The 17,839-nt window shown below is 74.6% G+C and carries 9 protein-coding genes; 8 read left to right on the top strand and 1 reads right to left on the bottom strand.

Annotated elements, in window-relative coordinates:
• Positions 1-3: 3 nt before the first annotated feature.
• Positions 4-2,907: an ATP-binding protein gene (locus FGW31_RS33610; protein WP_142197390.1), complete on the bottom strand. Its 2,904-nt coding sequence runs from the start codon at positions 2,905-2,907 to the stop codon at positions 4-6.
• A 354-nt stretch (positions 2,908-3,261) separates the two neighbouring features.
• On the opposite strand from FGW31_RS33610, the gene FGW31_RS33605 reads away from it, so the two are divergent.
• From FGW31_RS33605 to FGW31_RS33570, 8 genes are all read left to right on the top strand, one after another.
• Positions 3,262-4,638 carry a glycosyltransferase gene (locus tag FGW31_RS33605; RefSeq protein WP_142197389.1) on the top strand — a complete coding sequence of 459 codons (1,377 nt, stop codon included), beginning with the start codon at positions 3,262-3,264 and terminating at the stop codon, positions 4,636-4,638.
• A 97-nt stretch (positions 4,639-4,735) separates the two neighbouring features.
• Positions 4,736-5,794: a DegT/DnrJ/EryC1/StrS family aminotransferase gene (locus FGW31_RS33600; protein ID WP_142197388.1), complete on the top strand. Its 1,059-nt coding sequence runs from the start codon at positions 4,736-4,738 to the stop codon at positions 5,792-5,794.
• A 76-nt stretch (positions 5,795-5,870) separates the two neighbouring features.
• Positions 5,871-7,052, top strand: a complete 1,182-nt coding sequence (locus FGW31_RS33595) for a cytochrome P450 (protein WP_142197387.1) — start codon at positions 5,871-5,873, stop codon at positions 7,050-7,052.
• Positions 7,053-7,140: 88 nt separating this feature from the next.
• A complete protein-coding gene (locus tag FGW31_RS33590; RefSeq protein ID WP_142197386.1) occupies positions 7,141-7,335 on the top strand; it encodes a ferredoxin in 195 nt (64 codons plus the stop codon).
• Between the two features lie 254 nt (positions 7,336-7,589).
• Positions 7,590-8,360 carry a thioesterase II family protein gene (locus tag FGW31_RS33585; protein ID WP_142197385.1) on the top strand — a complete coding sequence of 257 codons (771 nt, stop codon included), beginning with the start codon at positions 7,590-7,592 and terminating at the stop codon, positions 8,358-8,360.
• A 161-nt stretch (positions 8,361-8,521) separates the two neighbouring features.
• The gene (pabB, locus tag FGW31_RS33580) at positions 8,522-10,831 is read left to right on the top strand and encodes an aminodeoxychorismate synthase component I (RefSeq protein ID WP_233452623.1); all 2,310 of its coding nucleotides are present in this window, start codon (positions 8,522-8,524) and stop codon (positions 10,829-10,831) included.
• Positions 10,832-11,407: 576 nt separating this feature from the next.
• Positions 11,408-16,651, top strand: a complete 5,244-nt coding sequence (locus FGW31_RS33575) for a type I polyketide synthase (RefSeq protein ID WP_142197384.1) — start codon at positions 11,408-11,410, stop codon at positions 16,649-16,651.
• Between the two features lie 135 nt (positions 16,652-16,786).
• A complete protein-coding gene (locus tag FGW31_RS33570; protein ID WP_373303457.1) occupies positions 16,787-17,827 on the top strand; it encodes an ATP-binding cassette domain-containing protein in 1,041 nt (346 codons plus the stop codon).
• Positions 17,828-17,839: the final 12 nt, after the last annotated feature.

Genomic DNA, 17,839 nt, shown 5'->3' with positions numbered 1-17,839 from the left:
GTGTCACCGGTTCGCTTCGGGGCCGCCGCGGCCCGCGCGGGAGCCGGCGGGCGGGGGGTCCTCGCGCAGGGCGTCGGCCAGGTCGGAGCGTCGGCCGATGCCGAGTTTGCGGTAGACGCTGGTGAGGTGCAGTTCCACGGTGCGCACGGTCACGAAGAGGGATTCCGCGGCCTGCCGGTTGCTCGCTCCGGAGGCGACGAGCGCGGCCACCGTGCGTTCCGTTCCGGTCAGCATGTCCCGTGGTGACGGGGTGACCTCGCGCATGCGTCCGCCGGCCGCGACGAGTTCGTCGCGGGCCTGCCGGGCGAGCGCCATGCAGCCGCAGCGGCGGGCGAGCGCGACGGCGTCCCGCAGGTGTTCGCGTCCCTCGCGCGGGGCGCCGTCGGCCAGCAGGGCCCGGCCCAGCAGCAGCAGTGCGCGGGCGTGGTCGGCGCGGGCCGGTGAGTCCGCCAGCCGGCCCACGGCCTCGCGCAGCCGGGCGGTTCCCTCCGGTCCGGGCGTGGCCACGCCGCGGGCCAGGGCGGCGTAGCCCAGGGCGCGTGCGGTTCCCCAGCGTTCGGCGGGCCCGGCGCCGTGGTCGGCGACCGTCCGGGCCTCGTCGGGACGTCCGGTCTCCGCCAGCAGGCAGGCGGCGTCCAGCCACCAGGGGGCCAGGACGGGATTGGCGAGGCCGGCCCCGGCGAGTGAGTCCCCGCAGGTGCGCAGCAGGTCGAGAGCGCTCTCGGGGTCGCCGAGGGCGCGCCGTGCCCGTGCCCGCGCCATGAGGTACCAGTGGTACTCCCAGGCGAAGGCTTCGATGCGGGGCCGTTTGACGGTGTCGAGCACCTCCTCGGCCCGGCCGGGCTCGCCGCGTTCGGTGAGGGCGAGCGCGCAGACGGTCTGCGGCATGGTGGCACCCTCGCCCCAGTGCCCCTCGTCCAGCAGGTCGAGGGCGGTCTGGGCGTCGGCCAGGGCCTGTGGGATGCCGCCCCGGTCGAGGTGGACGAAGGCGCGGGTGGAGAGCGCCAGGACGTACGTCCACACCGAGGCGTCGCGCCGACTGTCGCGCAGGACGGCCTCCAGCGCGTCGAGCGCCTCGGTCGTCTCGTCGGCGAGGGACAGCGCGAGGGAGGCGGGCAGCAGGGACCAGGCGCCGAGCGCGACGCCCGGGGAGCGCAGGGCGCGCCGGGCCTGGTGGACCGACTGGGCGGCGGACCGGCCGCTCATGGCGGTGAGCACGGTGAGCATGGCGAGCTGCTGCCGCTGGGCGGGGGTGTCGCCCGGCGGCGGGGTGATGCGGGCGGCCCGCTCGCGCACGTCGGGCAGGGTGCTCTTCTCGTCCGCGCCGACGATCAGCAGGGCCGATTCGACGAGGGTGACCAGTTCGCGGTCGGCGGGTTCGGGGTCGGTGCCGACCTCGTCGCGCAGGGCGTCCAGGGCCTCGGTGAGCACGCGGGTGCCCTCGGGCGACCGCTGGACGCGCAGGCAGGTCAGTCCGAGCCGGACCGCGACCGCCGCCCGGGTGCGGACGTCGCCGGCCAGGGCCAGTGCCTCGTGCAGCAGGGTCAGGGAGCGGGCCGGTTCCGTCTCGGAGAGGACTCCGGCGAGCCGCATCCGGACCTCGGGTGTGTCCGGCCCGGTCTCCATGACGCGTTCGAGGTAGCGCACGGCGGCCTCCGGGGCTCCCCGCTGCTCCGCCTGCGCGGCGGCGTCGAGCAGGACGGCCGTCATCCACGGCTGGTCGACGCGCGGCAGGAGCAGCAGCTGACCGGCGATCTGCTCGGGCGAGCGGCCGACGTCGCTGAGGAGTTGGGCCGCCCGGGTGCGCAGCGCGGTGAGGGCCGCCGGTCCGGCCGTGTCGAGGACCGCCGCACGCACCAGGTCGTGCACCAGTTCGGTACGGTCCGGCTGGAGGAGCGAGGCCCGGCGCAGCACGTCCAGGGCCTCCTCGGCCTGCACGGTGGACACACCGGCGAGGACGGCGAGGTGTTCGGGCTGCTCGGGACCGAGCACCGCGAGGGCGCGGGCCACCTCGCGCACCCCGGCCGTGCTGCCGTCCAGTACCTCGCGCACCCAGGAGGTGACGACCCGCCCGCCCAGTTCGGTGATCCGCCGGGCGCCCGCGTCGTCGGGGCTGACCCGGGCGGCGCGCAGCTTCTGCAGGAGCCGCTGGACCTCCAGGGGGCTGCCGCCGGTGACGGCTGTGAGGGTGTCGACGAACGCGGGGTGCGGAGGGGTCTGCGGGAAGGCGCTGCGGACGAGTTCCTCGACGTGTCCGGCCGTCAGGGCCGGCAGGTGCAGCGCGTCGGGCCGGTGGTGGGCCACCAGGTCGGTCAGGGCCGGGCCGGCCGTGCTGTCGGAGTCGGTGCGCTGGGCGAGCACCACGAGCAGCGGCAGGCCGTCGGCGCGGCGCAGCAGGAAGTCCAGCCAGCGCAGCGACCGTTCGTCGCACCAGTGGACGTCGTCGAGGACCAGTACCAGCGGGCGCTCGGCCATGACGTTGACAGCGAGCCAGTACAGGCCGTTCAGCGCGGGATAGGTGTCACCGGGTGTGTGGCCGCCGTCGACGCGGTCGGGGGCGAGGGCGGGCAGGGCGTGACGGGCGCTTCCTTCCAGCAGGGACGCGGCGGGACTTCGGCGCGCGGTGAGGTTGAGCGGCGCGAACAGGGCGCGCACACCGCTGTATCCGTGGCCGGCGTCGATGGCCCGGCAGTCCCCGTACAGCACGGTCATGCCGTCGCAGGGTCCGCCGTGGTCGAGGGCGGTCCGCAACAGCGTGGTCTTGCCGGATCCGGCCGGCCCGTCGAGCAGGATCAGCCGGGGCTGTCCGGCACGGGCGTCGGCGGCTGCGGCGGCGAGCGTCCCCAGGTGTGCCTCCCGGCCGACCAGGGGAAGGGACGGGCCGATGGCCCGTTCCCGGTGTGTCACGTGGTCTCCCTTGCGTCGTACTGAGCCCGCGACGGCGCTCAGGTGGTCAACCCCCGTCCTCGGCGCGTACGGAACGCTCGGTGCGCGCCCACCGTACAGGCAACATCCGTTGCCCCGGCGTCATCTTCGCGCGGCGTCCCCCCGTGCGCGGTGTCCCGTCCGGCCGTGGCGGCCAAGTCTAAGGATTTCCCGGTTGTTGCCGTGAGATCAAGGTGTGGTGCGGTCGGCGCCGCCCGGCTCGGGCCCGTGCCTGCGGGCCGCACACGGACAACTCCGCCCTGCCCTGTCCGCCTGCCGGTCGCGCCCGCGCGGCCCGGCGGCCGGCTTCGGCAGTCACCTCGTGAAAGGGCCCTCATGGACTCCGCCGCACGGCCGATCCTCTTCGTCGGTCTCCCCGAGAGCGGCCTGCTCAACCCGCTGCTGGTGCTGGCCGGGGAACTGGCCCGGCGTGGTGTGCCCGACGTGTGGTTCGCCACCGACGAGCACCGGCGGGACGACGTGGCGGCGCTGGCCGCCGAGTCGGCGGTGTCGTTCGCGTCCCTGGGCGGGACCGTGTCGGAACTGTCGGCGGTGACCTGGGACGACGCCGTCTACCGGGAGGTGACCCAGTCCTCCCGGTTCAAGGCGCACCGCGCCGTGGTCCGGCAGTCGTACAAGCCGGCGCTCCAGGCGCGCAAGTACCGTGCGCTGGAGAAGGTGGTGGAGGAGGTCCGGCCCGCGCTGATGGTGATCGACTGTGTGAGCGGCTTCGGTGTCGACCTGGCCCTCACCCACCGGATCCCGTACGTGCTGTCGGTGCCGTTCGTCCCGAGCAACGTGCTGACCTCGCACAATCCGTTCGGCTCGTCCTACACGCCGAAGCACTTCCCGGTCCCCAACTCCGGTCTGCCGCTGGCGATGACCCGCCGGCAGCGGCTGCAGAACACGCTGTTCAAGTGGCGCACGCTTTTCATGTTCCTGCACCCGTCGATGGGCAAGGTGCTGCGGGAGGACGCGGCGATCCGCAAGGAGCTGGGCATCGCCCCGCCCAACGCGCTGACCCGGGTGGACGAGGCCGAGATGGTGCTGTGTTCGTCCATCCCGGAGCTCGACTACCCCTTCGACCTCCCGGAGAAGGTGCGCCTGGTGGGCGCGCTGCTGCCGCCGCTGCCGGAGTGCCCGCAGGACGAGGACCTCAGCGGCTGGCTGGACCGGCAGTCGTCGGTGGTCTACATGGGGTTCGGCACCATCACCCGGCTGACCCGCGAGGAGGTCGCGGCGCTGGTGGAGGTGGCCCGCCGGATGTCGGACCGGCACCAGTTCCTGTGGAAGCTGCCGAAGGAGCAGCAGCACCTGCTGCCGCCGGCCGGCTCGCTGCCCGGCAACCTGCGGGTGGAGAGCTGGGTGCCGTCCCAGCTGGACGTGCTGGCGCACCCGAAGGTGTCGGTGTTCTTCTCGCACGGCGGCGGGAACGCCTACCACGAGGGTGTCTACTTCGGTAAGCCGCAGGTTGTGCGGCCGCTGTGGGTGGACTGCTTCGACCAGGCGGTGCGCGGCAGCGACTTCGGCATCAGCCTGACCCTGGACCGGCCGGGGACCGTCGACCCGGACGACGTCGTCGACAAGCTCACCCGGGTGATCGAGGACCCGTCGTTCCGTGAGCGTGCGGAGCGCCTCGGCGCGCTGCAGCGGGCGGCCGGCGGACGCAAGGCGGCGGCCGACCTGATCCTGGGCCTGCTGCCGAGGCCGTGACCGCGCACCACCCGTGAGCCGGCGCCGACCCGGCGCCCCGACTTCTTCCCGCCTTCCGGTCCCTGGGCCACCGCCCGCATCATCGCAGCGAGGACGCATGTCTTTCACCCATCCCGTCTCCCGGCCCGCCCTGGACGGGCGCGAACTGGAGTACGTCACCGACGCCGTCGCCGGCGGCTGGATCTCCTCGCAGGGCCCGTACGTACGGCGCTTCGAGGAGGCGTTCGCCGAGTGGAACGGCGTGGCGCACGGCGTCGCGTGTTCCTCCGGCACGGCCGCGCTGACCCTGGCCCTGCGCGCGCTGGGCATCGGCCCCGGGGACGAGGTGATCGTGCCGGAGTTCACCATGGTGGCTTCCGCGTGGGCGGTCACGTACACCGGGGCGACGCCCGTCTTCGTGGACTGCGGGGACGACCTGAACATCGACGTCTCCCTGATCGAGGAGAAGATCACCCCGCGCACCAAGGCGCTGATGCCGGTGCACGTCTACGGGCGGCGCTGCGACATGGACGCGGTGATGGACCTCGCGCACCAGTACAACCTGCGGGTGGTGGAGGACTCGGCGGAGGCGCACGGCGTGCGGCCGGTCGGGGACATCGCCTGCTTCTCGCTCTTCGCCAACAAGATCATCACCGCGGGTGAGGGCGGCATCTGCCTCACCGACGACCCGCGGCTGGCCGAGCAGCTGGCGCACCTGCGGGCCATGGCGTTCACCCGCGACCACAGCTTCCTGCACAAGAAGCTGGCCTACAACTTCCGTATGACGGCCATGCAGGCGGCCGTGGCGCTGGCGCAGGTGGAGCGGCTGGACGAGATCCTGGCGGCCCGCCGGGAGATCGAGGCCCGTTACGACGCCGGGCTCAAGGACGTGCCCGGCGTCACGCTGATGCCGCCGCGGGACGTGCTGTGGATGTACGACATCCGTGCCGAGCGCCGCGAGGAGCTGCGGGCGCACCTGGCGGACCGCGGCATCGAGACCCGCCTGTTCTTCAAGCCGATGAGCCGGCAGCCCGGCTACCTCGACCCGGTGTGGCCGTCGCTGAACGCGCACCGCTTCAGCGAGGACGGCCTGTACCTGCCCACCCACACCGGACTGACCGCCGCCGACCAGGAGTACGTGACCGGCGCCGTCCGGGAGTTCTACGGCGCGGGCTGACCGCGCCGACGTGCTCCCGGACCGCCCGGACCGCCCGGGCCCCGGGAACCCTCAGGAAGAGGAAGAAGGAACGGACATGACGACCAGCACCGGCCCCACGGTGGTCGGCTTCCCGCGGCGCACACCGGAGGAACCGCTGCCCCTGTCCCAGTACGCGAGCCACCGCGCGCAGAGCGGTCTGGTGCTGTCCCACCTGCCGAACGGCGTGCCGATCTGGCTGGTGACCCGGCACGAGGACGTGCGCGCGGTGCTGACCCACCCGAAGATCAGCGCCAATCCGGACAACGAGGGCTTCCCCAACGTCGGTGAGACGATGGGCGTGCCCAAGCAGGAACAGATCCCGGGCTGGTTCGTCGGCCTGGACTCGCCCGAGCACGACCGGTTCCGCAAGGTCCTCATCCCCGAGTTCACCGTGCGGCGGGTCCGCGAACTGCGCCCGTCGATCGAGCGCATCGTGGACGAGCGGATCGACGCGATGCTCGCCGCCGGCGACCGGGCCGACCTCATCGGCGACTTCGCGCTGCCGGTGCCGTCCCTGGTGATCTCCTCGCTGCTGGGTGTGCCGCCGGCGGACCGTGACTTCTTCGAGTCCCGCACCCGCACCCTGGTCGCCATCCGCACCTCCACCGACGAGGAGCGGGCCACGGCCACCCGCGAACTGCTGCGCTACATCAACCGGTTGATCGCGATCAAGGAGAAGTGGCCGGGCGACGACCTGATCAGCCGGCTGCTGGCCACCGGGCAGCTCACCGGTCAGGAACTGTCGGGCGTGCTGCTGCTCCTGCTGATCGCGGGCCACGAGACCACCGCCAACAACATCGGCCTGGGTGTGGTCACCCTGCTCACCAACCCGCAGTGGATCGGCAACGAGCGGCTGGTGGAGGAGTTGCTGCGGCTGCACTCGGTGGCCGACATGGTGGCGCTGCGGGTCGCCGTGGACGACGTGGAGATCGCCGGTCAGCTGATCCGCAAGGGCGAGGGCATCGTGCCGCTGCTGGCCGCCGCCAACCACGACACCGAGGTGTTCGCCTGCCCGCACGCCTTCGACCCGGAGCGCTCCGAGCGCCGGCACGTGGCGTTCGGTTACGGCGTCCACCAGTGCCTGGGCCAGAACCTGGTGCGGGTCGAGATGGAGATCGCCTACCGCAAGCTGTTCGAACGCGTTCCGACGCTGGAGCTGGCCGTCCCGCTGGACGAACTGGCCTTCAAGTACGACGGCATCCTGTTCGGACTCCACGAGCTGCCGGTGCGCTGGTAGGCCACCGGCACCGGGTGCCGCCGGACGGTCCCGGCGGCACCCGGCCCATTCTCCGCCGAAGTACCCACCCCCACGAGGAGCAACGAGCATGCGCGTCACCGTCGACAGCGAGCGGTGCGTCGGAGCGGGCCAGTGCGCGCTGAACGCGCCGGAGGTCTTCGACCAGGACGACGACGGGATCGTCACCCTGCTCGTGCAGGAGCCCGGCGCGGCGGACGCGGAGGGTGTCCTGGCCGCGGCCGACCTGTGTCCGTCGGGTTCGATCACCGTCCATGAGGACTGACCGCCGGCGCGCGGGGCGCGGCGGGGCGCCGGCCGCGGCCCGGCCGGAGCAAGGACTTCCGTGGCGGGGCGCGGCGCCCGGGCACGGAGTTCCCCGACGGGACGTCCGGGGTCCAGAGGGTCCGGACGTACGGTCGAGGAGTCAGGGGTCCGTGGCGCACGCCGTGGCGGGAGGTGCGCCCGTCGCGTACCGCCACGGACCCGACCGGCCGGCGGAGCACCGCCGGCCGCGGCATCACCGAAGGGACTCACACCGTGACCACCGCTGACGACACCTCGGCCCTGTGGCTGCGGCGCTACCACCCGGCCGACGCCGGCGCGGTACGGCTGGTCTGCTTCCCGCACGCGGGCGGTTCGGCCAGCTTCTACCACCCGGTCTCGGCCCGGTTCGCGCCGGCCGCCGAGGTCCTGTCGCTGCAGTACCCCGGGCGTCAGGACCGGCGCAAGGAGCCCTGCGTGGAGGACCTCGGCCGGCTGGCCGATCTGGTCGCCGAGCAGCTGCTGGCCCTGGACGGCCGGCCCACCGTGTTCTTCGGGCACAGCATGGGCGCGGCGCTGGCGTTCGAGACGGCGTGGCGGCTGGAGCAGAAGGACGCCGGACCGCTCACCGTCATCGCCTCGGGCCGGCGCGGCCCGTCGACCACGCGGTCCGAGGAGGTGCACCTGCGCGACGACGACGGGATCGTCGCGGAGATGAAGCGCCTGAACGGCACCGCGGCGGGTGTCCTCGGCGACGAGGAGATCCTGCGGATGGCGCTGCCGGCGCTGCGCGGCGACTACCGCGCCATCGAGACCTACTCCTGCCCGCCGGACCGGACCGTGCGCTGCGGGATCACGGTGCTCACCGGTGACGGCGACCCGCTCACCACGGTCGAGGAGGCCGAGCGGTGGCGGGACCACACCGAAGGGCCGTTCCGGCTGCGGGTGTTCACCGGCGGCCACTTCTTCCTCACCCAGCATCTGACGGCGGTCAACGGCGAGATCGCCGACGCCCTCGGCCTGGCCCGTTCCGCCCCGGCGTCCTGACGTCCGCCCGGGTGGTGCCGCTCGGCGGGCACCACCCGGGCAGGCGCAGGAGTCGTGGTCGACCCGCCACCGGAGAGCCCGCACACGGCCGGACCGTCACCCGCGTCCGTCACGTTCCACGTCACTTTCCGCTCACGCGCCTCCTGGACAAGGAAACGCTCATGCGCACACTGCTCGTCGACAACTACGACTCGTTCACGTACAACCTGTTCCACTACCTGTCCCGGGTCAACGGGCGGGAGCCGGAGGTGATCCGCAACGACGACCCGTCGTGGCGGCCGGGGCTCCTGGACTCCTTCGACAACGTGGTGCTCTCCCCCGGCCCCGGCACCCCGCACCGGCCCGCCGACTTCGGGCTGTGCGCGGGCATCGCCGAGGAGGGCCGGCTGCCGGTGCTCGGGGTGTGCCTGGGCCACCAGGGCATGGCGCTGGCCCACGGTGCCTCGGTGGGCCGCGCGCCCGAGCCGCGGCACGGCAGGACCTGTTTCGTACGGCACGACGGCAGCGGCCTGTTCGAGGGGATGCCGCAGCCGCTGGAGGTGGTCCGCTACCACTCGCTCGCGGTGACGGATCTGCCGCGGGAGCTCCAGGCCACGGCGTGGGCGCCGGACGGGGTGCTGATGGCCCTGCGGCACCGGACGCTGCCGTTGTGGGGTGTGCAGTTCCACCCGGAGTCCATCGGCACCCGGGAGGGGCACCGGCTGCTGGAGAACTTCCGGCGGCTGACCGAGCGGCACGGCCGCTTCCGGGCCCGCGGCGGGAACGCCGTCACGGTGGGCATCCCGGAGCAGCGCCGCTCACCGGACGACACGGGCGCGGCCGGACGTACGACCGCGGGCGCACACGCGGGCGGGCCTGCGGGGGCGAGCGGGCCTGCGGGGGCGAGCGGCGGGCAGGGTGCGGTGACGGCGGGTTCCGGCGGCCTGGACGCGGGCGGCGGTTCGCCGCGTCGGCTGCGGGTCCTCGCCGAACGGCTGGGCACCCGCTGGGACGCGGAGGTCGTCTTCGACCGGCTCTTCCGTACCGGCGACCACCCGTTCTGGCTGGACAGCAGCCGCCCGGGCGGACGTCTGGGGCAGCTGTCGGTGATGGGGGACGCCTCCGGGCCGCTGGCCCGCGTCGCCAAGGCGGACGTGGAGGCCGGCACCGTGACCGTCACGGAGCGCGGCACCACGCGCGTCGAGCGGTCGCCGTTCCTGGCCTGGCTGGAGCGGGACCTCGCCGGGCTGAGCACACACGTCCCGGAGCTGCCCTTCGACTTCGCGCTGGGCTGGGTCGGCTGCCTGGGCTACGAACTCAAGGCGGAGTGCGACGGCGACGCGGCGCACCGCTCCCCCGACCCGGACGCCGTCCTCGTCTTCGCCGACCGTGCCCTGGTCCTCGACCACCGCACCGACACGACGTATCTGCTGGCGCTGGCCGAGGACGGCGACGAGGAGGCGGCACGCTCCTGGCTCGCGTCGGCCGCCGCCGTACTGGAGACCGTCGCGGGCCGGGAACCGGAGACCTACCGGCCGCCCGCGCCCGGCGGCACCGGCCCGGTGGTGCTGCGCCACGACCGCGACGCCTACCTCAAGCTGATCGACGCCTGCCAGCAGGAGATCGCGGCCGGCGAGACCTACGAGGTGTGCCTGACCAACATGGCCGAGGCGGACACCGATCTGGACCCGTGGCAGGCCTACCGCTGTCTGCGCCGGGTGAGCCGGGCGCCGTTCGCCGCGTTCCTGCACTTCGGAACGATGGCGGTGCTGAGCACCTCCCCCGAGCGGTTCCTGCGCATCGACCGGCACGGGGTGATGGAGTCCAAGCCCATCAAGGGCACCCGGCCGCGCGGCGCCTCGCCGCAGGAGGACGCGCGGCTCGCCGAGGACCTGGCGACTAGCGAGAAGGACCGCGCCGAGAACCTGATGATCGTCGACCTGGTCCGGCACGACCTCGGCCGGTGCGCGCAGGTCGGTTCGGTCATCGCGGACCCGGTGTTCCAGGTGGAGACGTACGCGACGGTGCACCAACTGGTGAGCACGGTGCGGGCGCGGCTGCGTCCCGGGCTCAGCCCGGTCGCCGCCGTGCGCGCCGCGTTCCCGGGCGGTTCCATGACCGGCGCCCCGAAGATCCGCACCATGCAGATCATCGACCGGCTGGAGGGCGGCCCGCGCGGGGTGTACTCGGGGGCCATCGGCTACTTCTCGCTGACCGGCGCGGTGGATCTGAGCATCGTGATCCGCACGGTGGTGCTCAGCGGTAACCGGCTGCGCTACGGCGTCGGCGGCGCCGTCATCGCCCTCTCGGACCCGGCGGCGGAGTTCGAGGAGACGGCGGTGAAGGCGGCGCCGCTGCTGCGGCTGCTCGGCACCGAGTTCCCCGGGCGCCCGGACCTCGCGGACGACGCGGCGGCCGGGTCCGCTGCGGCGGGCCCGGCCGGTGCGGGCGAGTCGGCGGACGGCCGGGAGGCCCTGCCCCGGTCGCGCTGAACGGCGGTGGAAAGGCGCGGTGTTGAGGTCCTGGGCGCGCTGTCGGTGCGGGCGGCAGGTGTCGGGAACCGTGCGGGCGGCGGGCGTCCTTGTCCGCACGGCCGACCGGTGGACGTGGCCACACGGCCGGCCGGTGGACGTGGCCGCGTAACCAGCGGGCGGAGGTGACCGCGTAACCGGCCGCTGGACGTGGCCGCGTGGCCGGCGGGCGGAGGTGACCGCGTGACCGGCCGGTGGGCGTGGCCGCGTGACCGGCGGGCGCCCGAGTCCGCACGGCCGACCGGTGGACGTGGCCGCACGGCCGGCCGGTGGACGTGGCCGCGTAACCAGCGGGCGGAGGTGACCGCGTAACCGGCCGCTGGACGTGGCCGCGTGGCCGGCGGGCGGAGGTGGCCGCGTGGCCGGTCGGCGTCCGGACCGGTGCGGGCGGCGGGTGGTCGCGGCCCTGTCCCCCGTTGCGGGTGCCCGTATGCGCCGGGCTGTCCGTGTCCGGGCATGTCTAGGGAAAACCCGGGGGGTTGGGCAACAGCCTGGGAGGGTTCCCCGTTCGCCGGTATCGCTCGACCCCCGGGAGTGATGGTGCCCGTCCATGCTGACGACTACGTGATCCAGCCGCCCGGTGCCGCCGACGGCGGGCTGGACGGCCTCACGCTGCCCGCCGTGTTCGCGGCGGCCGTGCGCGCCGGGGGTGACGCGGTGGCGCTGGTGGACGGCGACCGCGTGCGGACCTGGCACGAGTGGCGGGCCGAGGTGGACGCGCTGGCCCGCGGCCTCCAGGAGTGCGGTCTCGGCCCCGGCGACGTCATCGCCCTGCACCTGCCCAACTGCTGGGAGTACGTCACCCTGCACCTGGCGGCGGCGTCGGTGGGGGCCGTCACGCTGCCCGTCCACCGGGGCAACGCCCCCGCCGACGTGCTGTCCCTGCTGGAACGGGTCGGTCCGGCGGCGCTCGTGCTGCCGTCCGGCACCCAGGAGCCCGGTGGCCCGTTGAGCGCGGCGGTGCTCCGGGAGGCGGTGCCGTCGCTGCGTACCGTCCTGGTCACCGGTGAGGACGCGGCGGAGGGCGCGGAGACGGTCGCGGGCCTGCTGGCGCGCCGGGCCGGTGAGCGGCCCCGGCCGGTCGAGGTGCGCCCGGACGCGCCGTTCCTGCTGTTCCCGTCCTCCGGTACGACGTCCGCGCGGCCCAAGATCTGCCTGCACACCCACGACTCGCTGCTCACCAACTCCCGTGCCGCCACCGAGGACAGCGCCGGCCCGTTCGGCGGCACGCTGATCACGGCCTGCCCGCTCACGCACTGCTTCGGCCTGCAGTCGATGTACTCGGCGCTGTTCCGTTCCGGCCGTCAGGTGCTGCTGGGCGCGTGGGACGTGGACCGCTTCCTGCAACTGGCCCGGTCCCACCAGCCGTCCGTGGTGGTCGCGGTGCCGGCGCAGCTGCACGACGTGGTGTCGCGGGCACGGGAGTCGGCGTCCGGGGCCGGGTTCCGCCCGGAGCGGGTCCTGACCGCCGGCGCCGCCCTGCCCCCGGCCCTGGTGCGCGAGGTGCGGGAGGCCCTGGAGACCGCGCTCGTCGTGGTGTGGGGCATGTCGGAGGCCGGGAACGGCACCAGCAGTCTGGCCGGGGACCCGCCGGAGGTCGCGGCGCGCAGTGTGGGCCGGCCGGTGCGGGGCGCGCAGCTGCGGATCCTCGACGAGGACGGCCGGCCGTGCGCCCCGGGCGAGGCCGGGGAGCTGTACTACCGCAGCCCCAGCATGTTCCGCGGCTACTACGGCGAGCCGGAGCTGACCCGGTCGGTGGTGTCCGGCGACGCCTGGCTGCGCACCGGCGACCTCGCCTCGATCGGCGCGGACGGTCTGGTGGTGTTCCACGGCCGCTCCGCCGAGCTGATCAATGTGGGTGGGCGCAAGTTCAACGCGGTCGAGATCCAGGGGCTGTTGGCGGACCTTCCGGGTGTCGGCCCGCTGGCGGTGGTCGCCAAACCGGACCCGCGGCTCGGCGAGTACCCCTGCCTCGTGGTGACGGCGCGCCCGGCCGACCCGCCTGCGGCGGCGGACGCCGGGGACGTGCTGGCGGGCCCGGTCGGGCTCGGTGAGGTGACGGCGTTCCTGCGGGAGCGGGGCGTCGCCGAGTACAAGATCCCGCTGGAGATCGTGGTGCTGCCGGTGCTGCCGCGCACACCCGCCGGGAAGATCAACCGGCGGGCGCTGGAGCAGCTCCTGGCCGACGCCGCCGCGCACCCCGCCCCGGTTCCCGCCGACGCACCGCGCCCGGACCCGCGCGCCGCCTACGACCTGGTCGTCGCCGCGGTCGCCGAGGTGCTCGGCGCGAGCGGCGCGGACGCCTCGGAGCCGATCGGGGCGGACGTCACGTTCCGGGAGCACGGGCTGGATTCGGTGGCGTCGGTGCGGCTGCGCAACGCGCTCGCCGAGGCCACCGGGCTGCCGCTGCCCGCCGCGGTGGCCTTCGACTTCCCGACCCCGGCCGCCCTGGCGAGGGAACTGGCCGGGCTGAACCGGCAGGACGAGGAGCCGCCGACCGGCCGGGGCTCCGGCGACGAGCCCGTGGCGATCGTGGGCATGGCCTGCCGGCTGCCCGGGGGCACCGCCTCACCGGAGGCGCTGTGGGCGCTGCTGAGCGAGGGCGGTGACGCCGTGTCGGGTTTCCCCACCGACCGCGGCTGGGACCTGGACGCCCTCTTCGACGACGACCCGGAGCACCCGGGCACCACCTACGCCCGCGAGGGCGGGTTCCTGCGCGACGCGGCCCACTTCGACGCCGGGTTCTTCGGCATGTCGGCGCGGGAGGCGCTGGCCACCGACCCGCAGCAGCGGCTGCTCCTCGAGGTCGCCTGGGAGGCCGTGGAGCGGGCCCGGATCGATCCGCTGACGCTGCGCGGCAGCCGTACGGGGGTCTTCGCCGGTGCCATGTACCACGACTACGCGGCGGGAGCGACCGACCCGTCCGGCGAGCTGGAGGGGCTCCTGCCGGTGGGGACGTCCGCCGGTGCGCTGTCCGGGCGGATCTCGTACACCCTGGGTCTGGACGGCCCGGCGCTGACGGTGGACACCGCCTGCTCCTCGTCGCTGGTGGCGCTGCATCTGGCGTGCCGTTCCCTGCGGTCGGGCGAGTCGGAGCTGGCGCTGGCCGGGGGTGTGGCGGTGATGGCGACGCCGGCGCCGTTCGTGGGCTTCTCACGGCTGCGCGGCCTGTCGCCGGACGGCCGCTGCAAGTCCTTCGGTGACGGTGCGGACGGGGCCGCCTGGTCGGAGGGCGCCGCGCTGCTGGTGCTGGAGCGGCTGTCCGACGCACGGCGCAACGGCCGCCGCGTGCTCGCGGTGATCCGCGGCTCGGCGGTGAACCAGGACGGCGCCTCCAACGGCCTGACCGCGCCCAACGGCCCCGCCCAACGGCGGGTCATCCGGCGGGCGCTGGCCGACGCGGGGCTGTCCGCGGCGGACGTGGACGCGGTGGAGGCACACGGCACCGGTACGCCGCTGGGCGACCCGATCGAGGCGCAGGCGCTGCTCGACACCTACGGGCGTGAGCGTCCCGAGGGGCGTCCGCTGTGGCTGGGCTCGGTCAAGTCGAACCTCGGCCACACCCAGGCCGCGGCCGGCGCGACCGGCGTGATGAAGATGGTGCTGGCGCTGGAGCACGGAGTCCTGCCGCGCACCCTCCACGCCGGCACGCCCACGGCTCGAGTGGACTGGTCCTCGGGGGCCGTCCGGCTGCTGCACGAGGCACGCGCGTGGCCGGCCGAGGACGGCAGGCCACGCCGGGCGGCCGTCTCGTCGTTCGGCATCAGCGGCACCAACGCCCACCTCGTCCTGGAGGAGGCGCCCGCCGAAGCCGCACCGGCCGGGCGGGCGGAGCGTCCCGGGCGGGCCGCCGTGCCGTGGCTGGTGTCGGCCCGGGACGCGGCGGCACTGCGGGGCCAGGCGCGACGGCTGGCCGAGTACGCCGAGGCGCACCCGGAGGTGCCGGCCCGCGACATCGCGTACTCGCTGCTCACCACCCGCTCCCTGCACGGCCGCACGGCGGTGCTGACCGGGGCGGACCGGGCCGCGCTGACCGCGGCGGCGGCCGGTTTCGCCCGGGGTGCTGTCACCGGGAGCACGGCGCGGAGCGCCGGCGGGGACGTCCCGCAGGCGGCGTTCGTGTTCACCGGTCAGGGCAGTCAGCGTCCCGGCATGGGGCGGGCGCTGGCCGCCGCGTTCCCGGTGTTCGACGCCGCGCTGCGCGAGGTGTGCGCCGGGCTCGATCCGCTGCTGGAGCGGCCGCTGACGTCGGTGATGTGGGCCGGGCAGGACAGCGAGGAGGCCGGGCTGCTGCACGGCACCGGGTACGCGCAGCCCGCCCTGTTCGCCTTCGAGGTGGCCCTGTACCGGCTGCTGGAGTCCTGGGGGATCAGGCCCTCCCGTCTGGTGGGCCACTCGGTGGGTGAGATCGCCGCCGCGCACGTGGCGGGTGTGCTGAGCCTGCCGGACGCGTGCGCGCTGGTCGCCGCGCGCGGCCGGTTGATGCAGTCGCTGCCGCCGGGCGGGGCGATGGTCGCCGTGCGTTGTCCGGAGGACGAGGTGCTGCCGTGGCTGGCGGGGCGGTTCTCCGGTGTCGCCGTCGCCGCGGTGAACGGTCCGCGGTCGGTGGTGCTGTCCGGCGCGGACGGTCCGCTGGGCGAACTGGCCGGGGAACTGACCGCCGCCGGGTTCAAGACCCGCCGGCTGGTGGTGAGTCATGCCTTCCACTCGCCGTTGATGGATCCGGTGCTCGACGCGTTCCGGGAGACCGTGGCGTCCCTGTCCTTCTCCGCGCCGGTGCTGCCGCTGGTCTCCGCCGTCACGGGCCGCCCGCTGACCGCCGAGGAGGCCGGGGACCCGGGTCACTGGGTGCGGCACGCCCGGGAGGCCGTCCGGTTCGCGGACGCCGTCGGGCACCTCGCCGACGCCCGTACCGGCGTCTACGTCGAGCTGGGTCCGGAGGCCGCGCTCACGCCCATGGTCGACGAGTGTCTGGAGGAACGCCTCGGCGGGCGGGAGCCGGGCACCGGGCCGGTGGTGGAGCCGCTGCTGCGGGGCGGGGAGGACGAGGAGGGCGCCTTGCTCGCCGCCGCCGTGCGGCTGCACGCGCACGGCCTGTCCGTCGACTGGCCGGCGGTGCTGCCGGACGCGCGGACGGTCCCGCTGCCCACCTACGCGTTCCAGCACGAGGCGTACTGGCTGGCCGCGGTGCCCGCCGGCGCGGTGGCCGTGGCGGGCCCCGGGACGGTCGGGGCGGCGGACGGCGGACCGGCGCTGGCCGAGCGGCTGGCGGGCCTGTCGGAGGCGGAGGGCGAGGCGCTGGTGACGGACCTGGTGCGCGGCGAGTTGGCGGCCGTGACCGGCGGGGAGCTGCCGCCGGACGCCGGGCCCGGCCTGGCCTTCACCGAACTGGGCGTCACCTCCGTCACCGCCGTGGAGCTGCGCAACCGGCTCACCGCCGTCACCGGCGTCCGGCTGCCGCCGACCCTGGTCTTCGACCATCCCTCCCCCGCCGCCGTGGCCCGGCTGGTCTGCGACACGTTGCGGCGGTCGGGACAGGTCCGGGTCCGCGACGCGGGCTTGCTGGTCGACGAGTTGGAGGCGCTGTTCACGTCGGGCGCCGACCTCGACTCCGGGACGGCCGGCCGGCTCAGGACGCTGGCCGCCCGCTGGTCGCCGGCCCGTGGCGAGGCCCCGGAGGCGGCCGCCGGTCCCCTGGACCTGGAGGACGCGTCGGACGAGGAGTTGTTCCGCCTCATGGACGGGGCGGCCGGCACGGACACGCCGGGCGGGGGCCGTTAGTCGCCTCTCCGGCACGTCCCCGCGTCCCGTGTCCCGCCGTCCGCCGCCGGGCGGCGGACGGCGGGACACGGCTCCACGGGCCGGCCGGTGGCCGGTCCTCCATGCAGCGCACACCCACCAGCGGGAGATCACCTCATGAGCGGGCTCGTCATGCCCCCCGTCACCCAACCCGACCCCGACCCCGACCCCGGCTCCGGTTTCGGCTCGGTCCCAGGCTTCGGCTCCGACGGCGATCTGATGATCGTGGCGGACGCCGTCAGCAAGTCGTACGGCACGGTCCACGCCCTGGACTCGGTCAGCGTCAGCGCACGCCGGGGCACGGTCCTCGCGCTCCTCGGCCACAACGGAGCCGGCAAGACCACACTCGTCAACATTCTCACCACCGCGCTGCCGCCGACCTCGGGACGGGCGTACGTCGCCGGGTACGACGTGCACCGCGAGCCGTTCGAGATCCGCCGCCGGATCGGCCTCACCGGCCAGTTCGCGTCCGTGGACACGCAACTCGGCGGACGCGACAACCTCGTCCTGATCGCCCGGCTGCTCGGCGCGGGACGCCGGGCCGCGCGCGCCCGGGCCGACGAACTGCTGGAGCTGTTCGACCTGACCGAGGTCGCCGACCGGCGCGCGAGCGGCTACTCGGGCGGTCTGCGCCGTCGGCTCGACCTGGCCGCCTCCCTGGTCGGCGGCCCTCAGGTGATCTTCCTCGACGAACCCACCACCGGCCTGGACCCGTCCAGCCGGCTGCGGCTGTGGGAGATCGTCGAGAGCCTGGTCGAGCAGGGCGCCACCGTTCTGCTGACCACGCAGTACCTGGAGGAGGCCGACCGGCTCGCGGACACGATCGCGGTGCTCTCGGCCGGACGGGTCGTCGCCTCGGGCACCGCGGACGAGCTCAAGGCCACCGTCGGCCGGCGCACCGTGACGCTGACACTGGACGGCGACGACGCCGCCGTCCGGGCCGCGACCGCGCTGCGCGCCGCCGGGTTCGCGCCGGCCGGCGGCGAGGACGGCGCCCGCGGACTCGTCGTCCCCATCGACACCACCCGGCAGATCGCGGACGTCATCCGCTCGCTGGACCAGGCGGGCGTGGAGGCCGACGAGCTGACGTTCGGCGAACCCACCCTGGACGACGTGTATCTCACCCTCGCCGAGCAGCACGCCCGGACCCCGGCGTGACCGCTTTCCGAC

This window comes from Streptomyces calvus, assembly GCF_006782915.1.
In the GTDB taxonomy this organism is placed as follows: Bacteria; Actinomycetota; Actinomycetes; order Streptomycetales; family Streptomycetaceae; genus Streptomyces; species Streptomyces calvus.
The sequence above is the reverse complement of the archived record's forward strand: the minus strand, read 5'-3'. Positions and strand labels throughout refer to the sequence as shown.